Below are 17,598 nucleotides of genomic sequence, written 5' to 3' on the forward strand. Positions count from 1 at the left end.
TAGGTAAGCGGTGATAGCCGTGAGCTTGAACTGCTCTGTGTATTTACCCATAGATCCCCCACGGGTTGGATTGGTGTCCAACTTCTTGGGGGCAGTCCAGGATCGCCACAGCCTTCAACGCAGCCGCAGTACCTGTGGGAGCGGGCATGCCCGCGAACACCGGCGCAGCCGGTGCCATACACCGCGTCGCATTCTTCGCGGGTAAACCCGCTCCCACAGGCTCACCACAGCCTTCAACGCAGCCGCAGTACCTGTGGGAGCGGGCATGCCCGCGAACACCGGCACAGCCGGTGCCATACACCGCGTTGCATTCTTCGCGGGTAAACCCGCTCCCACAGGCTCACCACAACCTTCAACGCAACCACAGTACCTGTGGGAGCGGGCATGCCCGCGAACACCGGCACAGCCGGTGCCATGCACCGCGCTGGATTCTTCGCGGGCACGCCCGCTCCCACAGGATCACCACAGCCTTCAAAGCAGCCACAGTACCTGTGGGAGCGGGTTCACCCGCGAACACCGGCGCAGCCGGTGCCATACACCGCGTCGCATTCTTCGCGGGCACGCCCGCTCCCACAGGATCACCACAACCCTCAACGCAGCCACAGTACCTGTGGGAGCGGGTTCACCCGCGAACACCGCGCAGCCGGTGCCATACACCGCGTTGGATTCTTCACAGGTAAGTCAAACCGCCACACCGCCACATCGCACAACAAGCGAGTCCGCCGATCAGAACACCGACCACCCAATCCGCGAGCTCAGCAACTCAAGCGCCGCCATCCCCGCCAGGGAGTTACCCGCCGCATTCAACTCCGGCGACCACACGCACACGGTGAATTGCCCCGGCACGATCGCCACAATCCCGCCCCCCACGCCACTCTTGCCCGGCAACCCCACCCGATAGGCGAAATTCCCTGCTTCGTCATACAGCCCGCTAGTGGCCATGATCGAGTTCACCTGCTGGGTCTGGCGCCGGGTCAGAATCTGCTCACCGCTGTGCTTGCAGAACCCATCATTGGCCAGGAAACAGAACGCCCGGGCTAGGTCCAGGCAGTTCATTTGCAGCGCGCAATAACTGAAATAACTGCGCAGCACCGTCTCCACCTCGTTATGGAAGTTGCCGAACGACTGCATCAGGTAAGCCATGGCCGCGTTACGCGCACGGAATTGATACTCCGAGTCGGCAACGCGGGCATCAATCGCGATATGGGGATTGCCCGATAGCCGCCGCACGAAATCGCGCATCGACAACGTGGGTGCAGCGAAGCGCGACTGGTTGATATCGCAGATCACCAACGCCCCCGCATTGATAAAAGGATTACGCGGCCGACCACGCTCGAACTCCAGCTGCACCAGCGAGTTGAACGGCTGGCCGGAAGGCTCATGGCCAAGCCGCTCCCAAATGGCCTCCCCCGAGTGCCCAATCGCCTGCACCAGGCTGAACACCTTGGAAATACTCTGCACCGAGAACGGCACCAGGGCGTCGCCTGCGCAGTAATAGCTGCCATCGTTGCCATAGACCGCGATGCCCAGCTGGTTCGCTGGCACATCGGCCAGCGCAGGAATGTAGTCAGCCACTTTGCCCTTGCCGATCAAGGGACGTACTTCTTCGAGAATCTCGTTCAACAGCGTTTGCATGAAAGGCCCTGTATCAGTCCCCAGACGACGGCGAAGGGGTAGCAATCTTGACGATTATCGAGCGAAAGAAATCACACTCTCGGTAAGAAATGGCCAGCCGCACCTGCAGTCCAAGGCTCCACGCTATAACCTATGCTGTGCTTGTTTCGACGGTATAGAAAACGCGCCCCCGCCAGGTGCAACAGCAGCCAACCAGGTAATGGAGGACCAACGATGCCAGCTTGCCCTTTACCCGCAGACGAAGCGCTTCGCCAGCGCACGCTCGATGACATGAACCTGGTCGATACACCAGCCGAGCATTACCTCGATACCCTGGTGCGGCTTACCCAGGACCTGGCCCATGTGGATACTGTGCTTATCAGCCTGATCGACCAGGACCGACAGTGGTTCAAGGCCCGCATAGGGCTTGAGGCAAGCGAGACGACGCGCAGTATTTCCTTTTGCGGCTACGCCATTCTCGGCGAGGGTACCCTGATGGTGCCCGACGCCAAGTGCGACGGGCGATTCATCGACAACCCGCTGGTGCTCAACCCGCCCTACATCCGCTTTTACGCCGGCCACCCCTTGCGTGCAGGTAACGGCAAAGCCATCGGCACGCTGTGCATGTTCGATCCCCACCCGCGCGTGCTCAGCGAGGCTCAACAAGCGAATTTCAGGGACCTGGCCACGCTCGCCGAGGGATATCTGCAACTGCGTACCTTGGCCCAGGTAAACCGCGATCTGCGGCTTGAAATGGATCGCGAGCAACGCAAAGCCCTGCTCGACCCTTTGACGCAACTATGGAACCGCGGCGCGCTGTCGGCGTTTGAAGACCATGAACGGCGATTGGCAGAGTTGAACGGCTCACAACTGGGTGCGGTTTATGCCGACCTGGATCACTTCAAATCCATCAACGACAAGTACGGCCATGGAGGCGGTGACAAAGTGCTTTGCGAATCTGCCCGCCGCCTGCGCGCAGCACTTCGCCCCGATGACCTGCTGGTGCGCCATGGGGGTGAGGAGTTCGTCGCTATTTTGCATGTTAAAGACAGCGAAGAACTGACGCGGATTGCTGAGCGGATTCGCGAACAGGTGGGTGCCAGCCCGATGCAGTTGCCCTGTGGTCAGTTGAAGGTAACCCTAAGCATAGGGTGCACCCTGTTCGCCAAAGGTGAAACGCTGGATGACGCACTGGAACGCGCTGACAAGGGGCTCTATACCGCCAAACAGAATGGGCGTGATCGGGTTATCTATGTAGTGCCGCCTCTCTGAGACGAGCACGATCCGGGCTGTACGGCATCTCTTCTCGCACGTCAGCCCGGCTGTTCATTCCCCAGAGCCCGCCCCGCTCGGCATGCCCTTGCCGCCAAAGCTGGATCATCTAAAAACCGCAAACACAGCACTCAAACCCTGCGCGTCCCCAGTGAAAGCAACTGCCTTGCAAAAACTCTAAATGTTGCCGCGATCCCTGTGGCAGCAAATGCCTTGCTCAAAATCTAAAAGATGGCGCGATCCCTGTGGGAGCGGGCGCGCCCGCGAACACGGGCGCAGCCCGTGCCATCCACTGTAAACCCGCTCAAAAAAACTGCACACAACTCATCGATCAGCAGAACCTACTACAAGAAGGCCCAGCCCAGAGGTGCGTTGCCGCACAGATAGCTCAACCGGTAAGCACGGCCCCAGCCTCTAAGGGACCGGCGCCGCCGCGGTCCAACATACCCACGAGGACTCCAACACAGCGAATGGCATCGCCGACAAGGTCTTCACGAACAAACCCGCCCTCAAAAACTGCAAATATCTCCCTGAATTAGCAGCCCCCCTGTGGGAGCGGCTTCAGCCGCGAACACCGGCGCAGCCGGTGCCATGCCCACGCTAAATTCTTCCCCGCCCAAACAGAACACTCAGGCCCATGACACCACAGCTACCCGCCTCAGGGCCTGGCTACTTCCCCAAAGCCACCCACAAAATCGATCCAGTCGTGGGCAGTCCCAATACATCTGACTCACGCCCAAAAAACCTGCCAATCGTCCCAAGCCCCGTCACTTCACCCCTGCCCCGCCAGCCCCGATCTCATCCATGAAATCCGCAAGAAACACTTCAAGCCGAGCATGACGTTCAGCAGCCAGCCGAGCCCCTTCAGCAGTTTTAAACCCTGACGCAAGCTTGAGCAGCTTGGTATGAAAGTGCTCGACCGTATACGCCTTGTCCTGATACTCCCTCCCCCACGCAGTGGGGTTCTCGAAATCGTACAGCGCCGACCCCATTCGCCCGGAAACGTAAAAGCACCGGGCGATACCCACTGCACCTATGGCGTCCAGGCGATCGCTGTCCTGAAGAATCCTGGCCTCAAGGGTGAGTGGTTCGAAGCCAGCCGAGTAGCTGTGGGTTTTGACTGCATGCGCCACCTGTTCGATGCGCTGCAAGGGCCAGCCCATATCAGCCAGGATTGACGCCGCCCTTTGTGCGGACAGCGTTGACGCCTGCCCACGCAAGGGCGAGTTCTTTTCTACTGCGACACAATCATGCAGCACAGTCGCTGCGAGCAGCACTTCCAGGTCGCCGCCTTCTACGCGCTGTATCCGTTGCGCGTTGACCCATACGCGATGGATATGGGACAGGTCGTGGGAGCCATCTGGCTGGTCAGCTGGTAGATACTTCAGCAGGTCAGTGGCAAAGCGCTGGAAAAGGGCAAAAGCTTCGATAGTCATCTTCGGTGCATTCCATGGGCTGTTACTTGGCGTCCGTTGCAGGGGGCTGGCCCGTGACCTGCCTTGGTCCAGATGCGAGCGGGTCAGTTTCAAGGCTCGAGTGGCGAAAGTCCATGCTGGACCGTTGGTTGGCATCGCGACATAACTGGATACAGGGATTCGTGAGTGGAAAGCTTTTTGAGAGCCACAAACCGTTAACAGAGCAGCCAGCGTTGCAGGCTGTGAAGGTGAACGGGCAAAAAAGTCAGAATTAACCCCTTCCTTGTAGGCCATTTCCCAAAGATACTCCCTGCGCCTGTTTTTCGTTGCGGTCGTTTTTTCAGCGTTCTAGTCTCGGTCCGTCGTTGCATATCAACGACCGGCTTTGACAGGCCGCGACGATACACAGTGCATACCCGTTTATGGCGGTTGTGCATGGGGCACGCTCGCGTGCGCCGGTTTCTGTGTTCGCCGGTCTGTCAACCCATGCACAGCTGCCACCTTTCCGTTTGACAGCGGGCTGGCGGTGGCCCCACCGAGAACACAGTACGATGCTTAAAATAGTTCCTGATCCACCCCACACTCTCCAATCCCTCGAAGATACCCTGATCCAGGCCACGGACTACGCGCTATGCGCGGCGACCGTCGTGCATCAGGCAATGCTGCTGCAGCCCAAATCGCCTGCGTCGATTCTTATGATGGCCTCGATGCACGAGCTGGAGACGCTGCGAGCTTTGCTTGAGTCCGCAATAGTCCAGGTGCAGATGCCCACTGAGCCTAGGACCTTGCACTAAGGCTTCATTGATGTGTCGCTCGGGCTGCCCCTATTGCCGGCAAGCCGGGTTCCCACATAGATCTAAGCTGCACCACAGATCTCGAGACCTGTGCAGTACCTGTGGGAGCTGGCTTGCCGGCGATGAGGCCAAACCAAGCACTAGAGATTTCGGGGAGATAAAACAATGTCCACAGAAGAAGCCAAATTCACCGTCGGCAAAACCACCTTCTACCAAGGTGAAAACCAGACACATCCGCTGTTCCGCATCGAAGCAGGAATCCCCTGCCAGAGCGCCCGCGAACAAGCCTCGGAGCTTATGGGCTACGCACGGGATATGACCCTGGACGGCTTGATGGAAGATAAACCCCAGCTGATCTGGGCTTCGCATTACCTCTGCGCATTGGCTAAGGCGCTGATGGATGATGCCGAGTTGGGCATGATGCGCTGAAGAGTCAACTATCTCAGCACCGCCTTCGAGAGTTGGGCAAAGCCCAGCGCCGGAGGCATCTCAACCTCCCATTCCGAGACCTTCAAGTGAATAGTCATACTACGAGAAACAAAGCTATACATTGCGCCGATTGAAATGATCGAGACGGTCCAACAAGCGGATCATCATTTCCGACTCGCTCCCCATGCCCCCAGATTGGGCGACTTCGTTGATGCAAGCTTGAATTACCGGAGACCAGCGCTGCTCTGCCTGCTGCTTCAGCGATTCCAGCAACTGCAGCCCACCGTAGTCTGCGTCCATGATCACATCCCTTTCCGCCTGAAAAGCTGATTTGCGCTCCTCTTCCTGACTGGCTGACGAAGTCGCGAGCCCCTCACCTTGCTCCCCACAAGCAACTCCCACAGCCTTTGGCTGTACGGACGCCACGAGGGCACCTATCAAGTCACCGGCCCTGCGAGTCATCCGCTGCACGGTACCCAACTGGGTATTTCGTCGGAGCTCGCATGGCAGAAAGAAATTCACTTGCTCCCCATAACCGAGCACTGCATCCCCCCACTCTCGCAGCGTCGACTTCTCATCCCCACGAGGATAGTTTTTTCGCGCTCTAAGCCGAGCTATTGCCGACTCGCTCAGCGTACTCGGGTCAATAAGGACCTTGTATTTGCGCAGCAGGTCATAGGCAACCTTCTGGGCTGGTGGCAACAAGCTCGAATCAATCTCCAGAGAGGGTTGCCCTTGACTGGTGATATCAGTCGCCTCCAAAAGACTCAACAACTGTGAAAGTTGATTGTGCTGGCTAGTAGCATCGGGAATGATCCAATCGGAGATCAGAGCCTGAGCCTGGCTGATGGATTGAAGTTGTTTTTTTTGATCGATTGGCATCCATGTTCCTACGAAAAAAGTGATTTCGAGTTTTTCGTGGGGCGTTCGAGGTAGGTCTGATCAACGCAAGCCCCACACTTCCCCGCCCCTGCACCACAGGCACCTGATTGTCCTTGGTATGGATAGCCCGACGCTGGACAGCACGGATGGAGCACTACTCAGACATTTGATGCCAAAGCTCATTTCTGACCTGCCATGACCGCCCTCCAGCGGTTGCCTTTGATCGCTCACGAGAGCGAACCGCTGTACTCGGAAAGCTATCGTTGGCATTATTGGCACAACGCCACCACAGCGCAAACTTTCTTGTTTCAGGCAGTTGGATATGGAATTGACGGTGCGGGTCATGATGGCCGGTCGTGAGATTGACCGAATAACGCGGACGCATAAGAACGTCGATGGGGAATTCTTCGTTTGGTACCGACGGAGAGAATGGCCCGTTGAAGATGGTTGCATCCATGTCGATGCATTACCTGAAATGCCTGCGACTTTGGAGAATGCAGCGCTGCTTGCTGACCTCAGGCCGTTCCTAGACCTCATCGAAAAACCTCTGACCGTAGGTCTGACTGACTGTACAGCTCTGCTGCGGTCCAGTTTTCCAGAAGTGCCTGATGCTACCGTGATATCCATAGCAACGCTCGCGCAGCTGGGACTCAAGCTTGTTGCAAAGGAAGTTCTCATGGACTTCCTTGAGCTGCATCATCAGTGCCGGTCACATGCCGACCTAACTCCTTCCACCTCCGAGCACAATCATGCTGAGGTAGAGGACGCTTCATTTTTCGACTCGGCGGACGTCAATTTCGGAGAGCTGCCAGACGCAATAGCAGGGGATGAAGACTGGTCATTCGACTGGCAGCCTGAGCTTGGGTGGAATGCAACCGAGGCAGACGACTCCGAGCTGCGCGACCTTGCTACAAAAACACAAAAGCTGATCGGCTCTCATGTAGCGTTAGAAACTGGGCTTCGCATCGAAAGCCTGGGCGAGCTACCCGCTGCTGACGACTGGAGGATTATCGCCCCTACCACAGCTGACAGGGACGTTCTCAGTGATGCTGAAACCGAGTCTCCGTTGCTCCTGGAAAATAATCCTGGACCTCGGGCGTCCGCGCCTGCCGTTGCTGCAAGAAGCTCGGCGCTACCCTCACCACACTTGGCGTTCATTGTCGAGAAAACTGCTGGGCTAGGCGAGGCAGCCCTTGAGGTACTAAGGTATTTTGCCGACAACCCTGATGACAAAAGCTCACATGCCGAGGAGTTCACCGGCATTCCGCGCGGAATGATCAACGCCCTCCTTACAGGAACGCTGAGCCGCTATGTTGAAAAAACCAAGTCAGGTGGCTGGGCATGCCATACGTGGGTCCAGGATGTTCTGGCCGCCATGGACGGCAACCTCGAGTGACGTCAGAGATTGTCAAGCTCCTCCCCTTGGACTCGGAGGAACTCCAACACATGCCCGAGAATTCTGGCCGGGCTTCTAAGCTCGCACTCCCAGATTGTGAGCACTTTCCATCCATCTGCTCTGAGCGCACGCCTGGCACGACCGTCTCTTTCGACATTCTGGGTGAATTTCGCTTGCCAGAAGTCTGCGCGAGTCTTGGGGGTAGTGGCGTAACGACAGCCATCATGGCGGTGCCAGAAACATCCATGGACAAATATACAGGTTCTGAATCTGGGGAGTACAATATCCGGGCTTCCCGGAAGGTCCCGGCGATGAAGCCGAAATCGGTAACCGTTGGCATGGAGGAAGCGCCGTACGATCATCTCAGGTCGTGTGTTTCGCCCCTTGATACCAGCCATCATGCGAGATCGGGTTGCCGTGTCAACGATATCCATTCATCTCCCTTTTACAGCAGCGTGAATTCATGAGTCGTACCTATCCCATCCAGGTGGTGGATCTGTTTGCAGGGCCTGGAGGCCTTGGAGAAGGTTTTTCCTCTCACCTGAGCGATGGCGCTGAAACCTTTGAAATCAAGGTTTCAGCCGAAATGGAGACATCCGCAAGATCGACACTCCGACTTCGGGCGTTCTACAGACTTCTCAAGCGCGAATTCCCGGAAGCTCTTGAGGACTATTATCACTTCTGCGAGACCGCAGATGTGGAGAATCCTTACACCAGACGCAGCCATTCCGCCTGGAAACACGCTGACAATGAAGCACAGCAAATCGAACTGGGAACTCCAGAAGGCAACAACAAACTGGATGGTCTTTTGGAGCATCGCCTCGATGAGTCCAAGCCGTGGGTCCTGATTGGCGGCCCGCCTTGCCAAGCATATTCAATCATGGGGCGTGCCCGAAACCAGGCCAAATCCGATTACAGAGCAGAAAATGATCACAGGCACTTCCTGTACAGAGAGTATCTGAGGATCATTCAGCGCAAACGACCCGCCATTTTCGTGATGGAAAACGTCAAAGGCATCCTGTCATCGACGGTGGGTGGCAATCAGATGTTTCCGCAGATCTTGCGCGATCTGGCAGATCCGGACGCCGCCTTCGGTGAAAGCACTACTGGGCCCAAGTATCGCATTTGCTCGCTTGTCACTGATGACATCTACGAAAGCGGAGCGGATCCGGACAGCGTATCCCCTGCAAATTACATCATCCATGCAGAGAGGTTCGGAATACCTCAAGCCCGACATCGAGTGATTCTGCTAGGTGTTTCCGAGGAGTATCTGGGCGCAGTAGCTGATCACAAGCTGCTCGAGACCGCGCCTCCCAGCATTGACCAAGTCATCGGAAATCTGCCTCCCCTGCGCAGTACATTGACTCGCCAGGCAGATTCTCCTGAGCTCTGGGCTGACGTGGTCAAGCAACATCTCGCAGAGCTGGCCGGATCATGCAATGACAAGAACCATGACACTGCAAGCGGCGTCATGCTGGCGCGCCGACTTGGCATAATGGCTGACAGTTTTAGCAGCAACGGCTGGACAAATGGTGGCCTGCGAATGCTGAAACGCCCGGAATGGAGTGGCGAAACCGGAACTCATCTCGATGCATGGCTTCACGATCCTCGACTTCGCTTCTGGCTCAATCACGAAGCCCGGGGGCACATGAGCTCCGACCTTCGTCGCTACGTCTATGCAGCGGTCTTTGCCGATGTCAAGAAGGGCTCCCCCAAGGGTCATCAGGACTTCGATTTGCCAGGTCTTGAACCTGACCACAAAAACTGGAAGACAGGGAAGTTCAGCGATCGCTTCAGAGTACAGCGGGCTGGAATTCCATCGACAACGATCACCAGCCACATCGCAAAGGATGGCCACTATTTCATCCATTACGATGCCAAGCAATGCCGCAGCCTGACTGTTCGCGAAGCCGCGCGACTGCAGACATTCCCGGATAACTATTTTTTCCTAGGTAACCGAACGCAGCAGTTTCACCAGGTCGGTAATGCGGTGCCACCACTTCTGGCGCGGCAAATTGCCGATGTCGTTGCAAGAATTCTGAAAAATGGCAAGAGCTCGGGAAATCCGGTAAAGCTGCCAATCAAGCAGTTCCGCATGTTCGAAACGGAGAGTTGATGTGGAGCCATCCCCTTTCAAGACCCGCAGCGCCCCCCCCAAAGCCAGTGCGATGGTCGAAGCGCTTCGTGGGCTAGGATATAACGTTCAAACGGCGCTAGCAGACATCATCGATAACAGCATTGCTGCTGGAGCTAACGAAGTTCGACTGAAGTTTGATTGGGCAGATGAGGCGAGCCTGATTTCTTGCCTGGACAACGGTAGGGGCATGACAGAGTCAGAGCTTGATCGAGCAATGAGACTCGGGGAGCGTAACCCACTGGAGGAGCGCACCTCGGCGGATCTCGGCCGCTTCGGAATGGGACTCAAGACGGCCTCATTTTCCCAATGCAGACGCCTGACCGTAGCAACTAAAGCCGTAGAAGGAGTGCACTGCCTGCGGTGGGATCTCGATTTTCTTGCGAGCAGTGCAGATGATGGATGGCATCTTCTGGAAGGCCCCCACCCGGGGTCCGAAGCGAATATTTCCATGCTATCGAAGCAATCATCCGGCACGTTGGTACTCTGGGAGCTGCTGGATAGAATTGTGACCAAAGGGAGTACCGTCAAAGACTTCCTCAACTTGGCCGACAAGGTGGAACAGCACCTGGGGATGGTGTTTCACCGCTATCTGGAAGGAAGCAAACCTCGACTGAGGATTCTGCTCAATGATCGCCCTGTAAAACCATGGGACCCTTTCATGAGCGGCCACCCGGCCAAACCGTTCAACCCCCCGCCCTTTCGACATCATTCCGCATTTGGAATAGAGGCTGAATGTCACGTGTTACCCCACAAGGACAGGCTCACTCCGTTCGAATTCGATAATCTGTCAGGCCCAGAGGGATGGACTGCACAGCAAGGATTCTATGTCTACCGAAACGAAAGACTTCTCGTGGCAGGCAGCTGGCTCGGATTAGGCTCCGGTCGATCATGGACGAAAGACGAGGCGCACAGGCTTGCACGCATTCGTCTTGATATTCCCAACTCCGCTGATGCGGATTGGAAGATTGATATTCGCAAATCTACTGCACGACCACCTGTATATCTTCGATCTTGGCTTACCGGCCTCGCAGAGGAAACAAGGAGCCGTGCCAGACGAGCATTTGCTCACCGTGGGAAACCTACGCTGATGGGCAACAGACAGTTGATCGAAGCTTGGAGGGTCGAGCACCTTTCCAGCGGTGTGCGCTATCGGGTCGACAGCGAACACCCAGCGGTTCGGGCAGTTTTGGATGACGCTGGCATGCTGCTGCCGCAGATCAAGGCGATGCTGCGTGTAATCGAGGAAACTGTGCCTGTTCAACGCATATGGATCGACACTGCAGAAAGCAAGGATACCCCTGCTACCGGATTCGATCAGACACCTCCCGAAGAGGTTTATGAAGTTCTAAACATCATGTATCGAAGCTTTGTAAAGAAAAAAGGCTATTCTCCTGCCTCGGCAAAAGCCCAGTTGCGTATTACTGAGCCTTTCCATGCCTTTCCTTCGTTGGTGGATTCCCTTCCCGACAATATCTAATGGAGCTAGACCCCCTCATGTCCGAGGAAAACAAGTGGATTGTGATTCAGGTCGTCCAGACCATGCTGGGCGAATTGGATGAAAAGACCCTGATCACTCCGGAGTTGATCTCCGAACATATCGACAAGGTCCTTAGCATCATGCCGAAGCGCGGCATCGGCCTGGACCGCGACGCCGTCACCGAAGAGCTTATCAGCCGTTTCAGTATCTGGGTTGGCGATGATGCTTCCTTGGTCAACATGGAAGGCCATGTCCCGTGGCTAACAGCCGAGCGTAAACAAAATTGGCGGTACTGGCAGAGGTATCGCGAATGGCAGGAACGTAAACTTCCATGGAAGGCAATGGAGGGGCTGGATAAGACAACGGATCAGACGCTCTCCATGCTTGAGGACCCTAAACGCGACGGGACCTGGGACAGGCGCGGCATGGTGGTCGGCCATGTGCAGTCAGGCAAGACTGCCAATTATACTGGTCTGATCTGCAAAGCTGCAGACGCAGGTTACAAGATCATCATCGTGCTTGCCGGGCTCCACAACAATTTGCGCTCGCAAACCCAGATGCGCTTGGATGAAGGCTTCCTAGGCTACGAAACAGCGGCGACCAAAAATGGCAGCCATCGCCTCATCGGCGTGGGATTGATTGACGGTTCGCACGAGCAGCGCCCCCAATATGTGACAAACCGGGCAGACAACGGCGACTTCAACCTGAGATTTGTGAACAACCTTGGTGTTTCGCCTGAACACAAGCCTTGGCTATTTGTAGTCAAAAAGAACAAATCCGTTCTTACAAGATTACTCAAGTGGCTTCACAGCCATGTCGCGCGCTCCGTTGATCCGGAAACCGGCAGACCTTTGGTAACTCATCTACCTCTGCTCATCATTGATGATGAGGCAGATCATGCCTCGGTGGATACCGGTGAGCACGTCATTGGCGACGATGGCAAACCTGATCTCGAACATGAGCCCACAGCGATCAACAAACTTATCCGGCAAATTCTACATTCATTTGCAAGGAAGGCTTATGTCGGGTACACCGCAACTCCCTTTGCCAATATTTACATTCACGAGCATGGGACTACGAAGCGCGAAGGGCCCGATTTGTTCCCATCGGCGTTCATAACCAACCTTTCTGCCCCATCGAACTATATCGGACCGTCTCGCGTCTTTGGTCTGGCTGGCGAAAATGGTCGCGATGGTGCGCTCGACCTAGTACGCACTGTGGAGGATCACTGCTCTGAGGATGGTCGCAGCGGCTGGATGCCAGTCGGGCACAAAAGTGCCTATGTTCCTGAAGAAGATATGCCTGCGTCACTAGTCGAGGCCATTCAGGCGTTCATTTTGACATGCTGTATTCGCCAGCTGCGCGGGCAACAAAACGAACACTCGTCAATGTTGGTTCACGTTACACGATTCAACTTGGTCCAGCAGCACGTCCATCGACAGATCGAAGATTACGTGTCGCTTCAAAAGCAGCGCGTCATGCGCAAGATCGATCATGAAACATTCATTTCTGACCTTCGCAAACTTTGGGATAATGATTTCCTTGCAACGAGCCAAAGAATTGCAAACCAGACCTCCGAGGACATGTACCGCACTATCCCGGATTGGGACGAGATCGAAAGATTGCTGCCCAGCGTGCTGGACGATATAAAGATAAGAATGATCAATGGCACAGCCAAGGATGCCTTGGACTATGTCGAGAGCACGGATGGGCTGAAGGTCATTGCTGTGGGCGGTGACAAGCTAGCTCGTGGATTGACTCTTGAAGGGTTGTGTGTAAGTTATTTCCTGCGCGCCTCCAAGATGTACGACACTCTAATGCAGATGGGGCGATGGTTCGGATATCGTCCGGGTTACCTGGACCTCTGCCGGCTCTATACAACACCGGATCTTGTCGAATGGTTCGAGCATATCGCCGATGCAGCGGAAGAACTGCGAGCAGAATTTGACTATATGATGGAGAGTGGGCTTACACCGCGGGATTATGGACTGAAGGTAAGATCACACCCAGTTTTGATGGTCACCTCCCCACTCAAAATGCGGACAGCCAAGACGCTATACCTTTCGTTCAGCGGTCAGCTACTTGAAACAGTAAGTTTCTTCAAGGACAAAGATAAGCTGACGTCAAACTTGAATGCACTTGCCTCTCTCTCCAAGGCGCTTGGCAAACCCGGAGATATTCCGCCACAAGAGCGCAACGGCCGCCAAGACAGATGGAAAGGTGTGAGCTGGAATAATGTATCTGCTCAACATGTTGTCGACTTCCTTCGATCCTATCAGACCCATCCTGACTCCCGAAAAGTACGTAGCGATATTCTGGCCGATTTTATCGAAAAAATGAGCTTGTCAGGTGAGCTGAACGCTTGGACTGTTGCAATCATTGGCGGGGGCGAAAAAGCAGTTGAAGACATTCCTGGTCACCCTATTAACCGAATGAGGCGGACAAACAAAGCGCCAGCAGCAGAGGACAAATACTCCATAGGCCGAATCTTGTCTCCTCAGGATGAGGCTATCGATCTCGATGAAAGTTCATGGAATGCTGCCCTGCGACTGACGCAGGAGGCTTGGAAACCTGATCCGGCGCGGGCCCGTGGACAAGAGCGCCCGGAAATCCCAAGTGGCCCATACATTCGTCAGGTGCGGGGGCTCGGCAAGGGCGGAGTGACTGCCCACCCAGAACGCGGCGTGCTCATGATTTACATTCTGGATCCAAAAGCCAGCAAAGTTGAAAATGTCGAAACACCAGTCGTTGCATTTGCGATCAGTTTTCCCTCAAGCACAAAAAACCAATCAGTACCATACGTAGTTGCAAATCTTCTTTGGGAGCAGGAATACGGTGGTAGTGAATAGCAGCAGGGTCTTGACGATATGGAGAGCCTTGCAAGGTGAGCTTACGATTCCTGGCTGGCGATCCATCGATCTTTTTCAGACCGGCACCTGCCTGATCAAGTTGGCACGACACTCACCGAGCGGCCATGAAGCGATATTGATAGGTTTCGCTAACGCTAAATTGGCCCGAACATCGCTACTTCCAAAAGGACAAGGCTTCCGGATGGAACGTGCCAATTTGGGCGAGTCATCTGGTGGCCGCCAGTGGCTTGCAATAGTGAAGCAGCCTTCGGGATGCGTTGACTTGTTTGCTGCGGTAGTCGCTGACATCACTGAGCTCTTGGCTGCAACCAGAGATAGCAGTGAGGACTTGCTTTACCAACGCCTCATGGGGCGAGTCAGAGGCTGGCAGGAGTTCATGCGTAAAGGGCAGGAGGGCTTGAGCAGCGAAGCCGAGCAAGGACTGATCGGAGAACTATGTTTTATCAACCAGCTCATCGAATCAGGCATACCCACTCATTCTGTTATAGATGGTTGGAAAGGGCCCGCGGATGGCCTTCATGATTTTATTCTCGGCATTGGTTCAATAGAAGTAAAATCCACAATTGGCAAAGAGGGATTTCCAGTACGAATTGCCTCACTGGATCAGCTTGACGATTCTCGCAGCCCCCCCCTTTATCTTGCAGGAATTCGTCTGGGCATCAGTGATCAAGGGAAAACGCTGACGGAGTACATAGCGAATATTCGAACTACACTGCAACTCGATCTGGCAGCTTTGACTCTATTTGAAAAAGCGCTGCATGATGCGGGCTACTTGGATATGCATTCTGAATATTACTCCAGAAAATTTCTGCCGATTGAGCTGAGAATGCTGCTTGTGGACTTTAACTTCCCAAGATTGATCCCTTTTAACACGCCCGCAGCTATTTGCTGGGCGCAATACGAAATCGACCTCTCCTTGATAGCGACCGAAAAGCTGTCGTTGCCAGAAGTCCTTGAAAAGCTTGGAGTAATTTGATGGAATTGGCGGAATTCCTGCAAGACACACAGACAGCTATCAGAGATGAGCTAAGCAAGGATTTTGTACCTGGTAAAATTCCTGTCTCTGCGGAAGAACTGTTTACCGAGCAGGTAATGAACCATTTGAGCGACCAAGGCATCACGTTTGACACCAATGTTTGTCATTACGAGGCCAAGGTCGGCAGACACAAAGTCAAGCTCAGCGGCTATTCTGTATCGGACACCACAGATGAAGCAGGCAATCCAGACCGACTGGACCTTTTTGTAAGTTTATACAAGGGGTCGGACCAAGTTGAACTGCTCGCCGACCAGGAAGTCGCCCGAGCAGCGTCTCAAGGCATTCAATTCTTGAGGTTTTGCGCAAACAATCAGCTTTCCAAGCAACTGGACGAAACCAATAATGTTTACGCATTAGTTGCTGAAGTTGAGCGTATTTTCGCGAACCTCGATAGTATCAGAGTTTTTATAATCACGGATGCACGAGTCAAGACTCGAGATTACGCACCTCACGAGGTAGAAAACAAGCAAGTTCGAATAGAGGTAATGGATATTCAACGCCTCTTCAACCACCTGCAGCAAGGTCACTCCAGAGATGAGCTTGTTGTCAATTTCCCAGACTTGTGCGGAGGTCCATTGCCAAGCGTCTGGGTACCCGGATCTGCCAATGATGAATATGACTACGCCCTGACGGCAGTACCAGGCAACGCACTCAGAGCGCTTTACGAGAAGTATGGACCGCGCATTCTTGAGGCTAACGTTCGCTCTTTCTTGGGAGTCGGGGCAAAAGGAGTCAACAAAGGCATTCGGGACACTCTGCGAGATACCCCCGACCGCTTCATGGCTTATAACAATGGCATCGTGATTGTAGCTACTGCCAGCGAGTTGGGGCGAACTAGTGATGGATCTGTTGGCATTTCGTCGCTCAAAGGCATGCAAATTGTTAACGGTGGCCAGACTACTGCCTCCATATATTTTGCCAAACGAAAGCAGCCCGCGCTGGATCTCGACCATGTCAGGGTGCCTGCGAAAATTATCGTATTGCGCTCTGAAAATAGCGATTCTGATGAACTGATTGCAAAAATCTCTCGTTTTGCGAATAGCCAAAACGTAGTTAAACAGTCCGACCTTTCCGCAAACAAGCCCTTCCATCGCGAGCTAGAAAAAATGTCGATGCGGACTTTCTGCCCGGACGGCATAGGTAGATGGTTCTACGAACGCTCAGCTGGCAGCTACAAAGTGATGCTGGAGAAAGATGCAGCCACTCCAGCGCAAAAAAAGAAGCTGCAGTCCGAAATTCCGGCGACGCGAAAACTGACCAAGCCTGACCTCGCCAAATATATATTCGCATGGGGTCAGAAGCCCAATATTGTCAGCCTTGGGTCGCAAAAGAACTTCCAAGCTTTCATGGACGACCTTTCAGAACGAGAGGAAGCTGGCGAAGACACTTTGCCAACCCCTGAAAACTATAAAGAGATGATTGCTAAAGCCATTATTTTCAAAGCAGCACAACGCATCATACGCCCAGTATTTCCTGCATTCCAAGCAAACATCACCGCTTACACAGTTTCACTGCTTGGGCTCAAGCTCGGAACAAGATTCAGGTTTGATCTAGTATGGCAGGAGCAACGAATCTCCCCAGCACTTGAAGATCAGATAGTCATCTGGGCCAAGGAAGTGGACAGAGCTCTACATAAAGGCGCCGGAGGGAGAATGATATCCGAATGGGCAAAAAAAGCCGAATGCTGGGAGGAAATCAAATCTCTCAAATATACAAGCCCGGATGACAATATCCCAGAAATACACTAAGAAGCATCTACAGCACGTTTCATCGAAGTAATTGTTGCGTCAGCTATCCATGCAGTTTTCTTTGCGTGCTGTTGGACCCGACCAAGGTTCAACGGCATCGCTTCCTAAGCTCTGTACGAAATCCCGAAATGTGCAATCCTGGATGATCGACTCAACTACTGTGTACGCGCAACCCGAGCCTCACTTGGCGCCGGAGAAAACGGGGCCTGACGGGCCTGCCGATCACGCTCTAGGTCGCAGTTGTGGTGGCCTGACAACAAATCCACTGCTCCGCGACGCCAACGGGACACCGTTGCGCTTCCTCCCCTCTGGCCGTCAAGCCAGCGATATCAGCTATCCCTGTTGGATGAAGTCAGCATTTAATCGAGCCAACGTGGCCGCCCGATGCGCTCGATGACGCGCAAATCTAAGCTTGGCTTAGGTGCAACAACGTCGAAAAAAATCCATACCTTCCGCCTTCAATGAAGCATTTTGAGGTCCAGCGAGACCGCATTACCCACACCGGTGCGCCAATGACCAATCTCGCTG

At 54.5% G+C, this 17,598-nt stretch carries 13 protein-coding genes and 1 pseudogene; 10 read left to right on the top strand and 4 right to left on the bottom strand.

Annotation, left to right across the window (positions count from 1 at the left end):
* Positions 1 to 726: 726 nt before the first annotated feature.
* Positions 727 to 1,635 carry a glutaminase B gene (glsB, locus tag CAG22_RS14755; RefSeq protein WP_046614057.1) on the bottom strand — a complete coding sequence of 303 codons (909 nt, stop codon included), beginning with the start codon at positions 1,633 to 1,635 and terminating at the stop codon, positions 727 to 729.
* Positions 1,636 to 1,848: 213 nt separating this feature from the next.
* Between glsB and CAG22_RS14760 the strand changes: the two genes are divergently transcribed.
* Positions 1,849 to 2,886, top strand: coding sequence for a sensor domain-containing diguanylate cyclase (locus tag CAG22_RS14760; protein ID WP_085705673.1), 1,038 nt, complete (start codon positions 1,849 to 1,851; stop codon positions 2,884 to 2,886).
* A 767-nt stretch (positions 2,887 to 3,653) separates the two neighbouring features.
* On the opposite strand, the gene CAG22_RS14765 is transcribed toward CAG22_RS14760, so the two are convergent.
* Complete coding sequence (locus CAG22_RS14765; protein ID WP_085705674.1) at positions 3,654 to 4,322, bottom strand: HD domain-containing protein; 669 nt, start codon at positions 4,320 to 4,322, stop codon at positions 3,654 to 3,656.
* 530 nt (positions 4,323 to 4,852) lie between these two features.
* Here CAG22_RS14765 and CAG22_RS28745 point away from each other — a divergent pair.
* Together CAG22_RS28745 and CAG22_RS14775 are read left to right on the top strand one after the other, a co-directional pair.
* Positions 4,853 to 5,095: a hypothetical protein gene (locus CAG22_RS28745; protein ID WP_085705675.1), complete on the top strand. Its 243-nt coding sequence runs from the start codon at positions 4,853 to 4,855 to the stop codon at positions 5,093 to 5,095.
* Positions 5,096 to 5,260: 165 nt separating this feature from the next.
* Positions 5,261 to 5,524 (top strand): DUF3077 domain-containing protein, encoded by a 264-nt coding sequence (locus CAG22_RS14775; protein ID WP_085705676.1) that lies wholly within the window; start codon positions 5,261 to 5,263, stop codon positions 5,522 to 5,524.
* A gap of 114 nt (positions 5,525 to 5,638) precedes the next feature.
* Here CAG22_RS14775 and CAG22_RS14780 read toward each other — a convergent pair whose 3' ends face one another.
* Positions 5,639 to 6,406, bottom strand: coding sequence for a hypothetical protein (locus CAG22_RS14780; protein WP_085705677.1), 768 nt, complete (start codon positions 6,404 to 6,406; stop codon positions 5,639 to 5,641).
* A gap of 322 nt (positions 6,407 to 6,728) precedes the next feature.
* Between CAG22_RS14780 and CAG22_RS14785 the strand changes: the two genes are divergently transcribed.
* On the top strand, positions 6,729 to 7,802 hold the full coding sequence (locus CAG22_RS14785) for a hypothetical protein (RefSeq protein WP_085705678.1): 1,074 nt from the start codon (positions 6,729 to 6,731) through the stop codon (positions 7,800 to 7,802).
* Between the two features lie 2 nt (positions 7,803 to 7,804).
* Here the strand turns inward: CAG22_RS14785 and CAG22_RS14790 are convergent, their stop codons facing one another.
* Positions 7,805 to 8,236: a very short patch repair endonuclease gene (locus CAG22_RS14790; RefSeq protein ID WP_085705679.1), complete on the bottom strand. Its 432-nt coding sequence runs from the start codon at positions 8,234 to 8,236 to the stop codon at positions 7,805 to 7,807.
* Between the two features lie 29 nt (positions 8,237 to 8,265).
* Between CAG22_RS14790 and CAG22_RS14795 the strand changes: the two genes are divergently transcribed.
* The 6 genes and pseudogenes from CAG22_RS14795 to CAG22_RS28990 form a co-directional block, all read left to right on the top strand.
* A complete protein-coding gene (locus tag CAG22_RS14795) occupies positions 8,266 to 9,918 on the top strand; it encodes a DNA cytosine methyltransferase (RefSeq protein WP_085705680.1) in 1,653 nt (550 codons plus the stop codon).
* A 52-nt stretch (positions 9,919 to 9,970) separates the two neighbouring features.
* Entirely contained in the window at positions 9,971 to 11,416 is a 1,446-nt protein-coding gene (locus tag CAG22_RS14800; protein ID WP_085705750.1) for an ATP-binding protein, read from the top strand.
* A 17-nt stretch (positions 11,417 to 11,433) separates the two neighbouring features.
* Positions 11,434 to 14,265, top strand: coding sequence for a Z1 domain-containing protein (locus tag CAG22_RS14805; protein ID WP_085705751.1), 2,832 nt, complete (start codon positions 11,434 to 11,436; stop codon positions 14,263 to 14,265).
* Positions 14,258 to 15,262, top strand: coding sequence for a PD-(D/E)XK motif protein (locus CAG22_RS14810; RefSeq protein ID WP_371916856.1), 1,005 nt, complete (start codon positions 14,258 to 14,260; stop codon positions 15,260 to 15,262). The genes CAG22_RS14805 and CAG22_RS14810 overlap by 8 nt, the downstream gene beginning before the upstream one ends.
* Positions 15,262 to 17,070, top strand: coding sequence for an AIPR family protein (locus tag CAG22_RS14815; protein WP_085705682.1), 1,809 nt, complete (start codon positions 15,262 to 15,264; stop codon positions 17,068 to 17,070). Before CAG22_RS14810 ends, CAG22_RS14815 begins: the two co-directional genes overlap by 1 nt.
* Positions 17,071 to 17,209: 139 nt before the next feature.
* Positions 17,210 to 17,407, top strand: a pseudogene (locus tag CAG22_RS28990) (IS5/IS1182 family transposase); the annotation flags it as partial.
* Positions 17,408 to 17,598 lie beyond the last annotated feature (191 nt).

It is taken from the genome of Pseudomonas sp. B8(2017) (assembly GCF_002113575.1).
Classification (GTDB): domain Bacteria; phylum Pseudomonadota; class Gammaproteobacteria; order Pseudomonadales; family Pseudomonadaceae; genus Aquipseudomonas; species Aquipseudomonas putida_Z.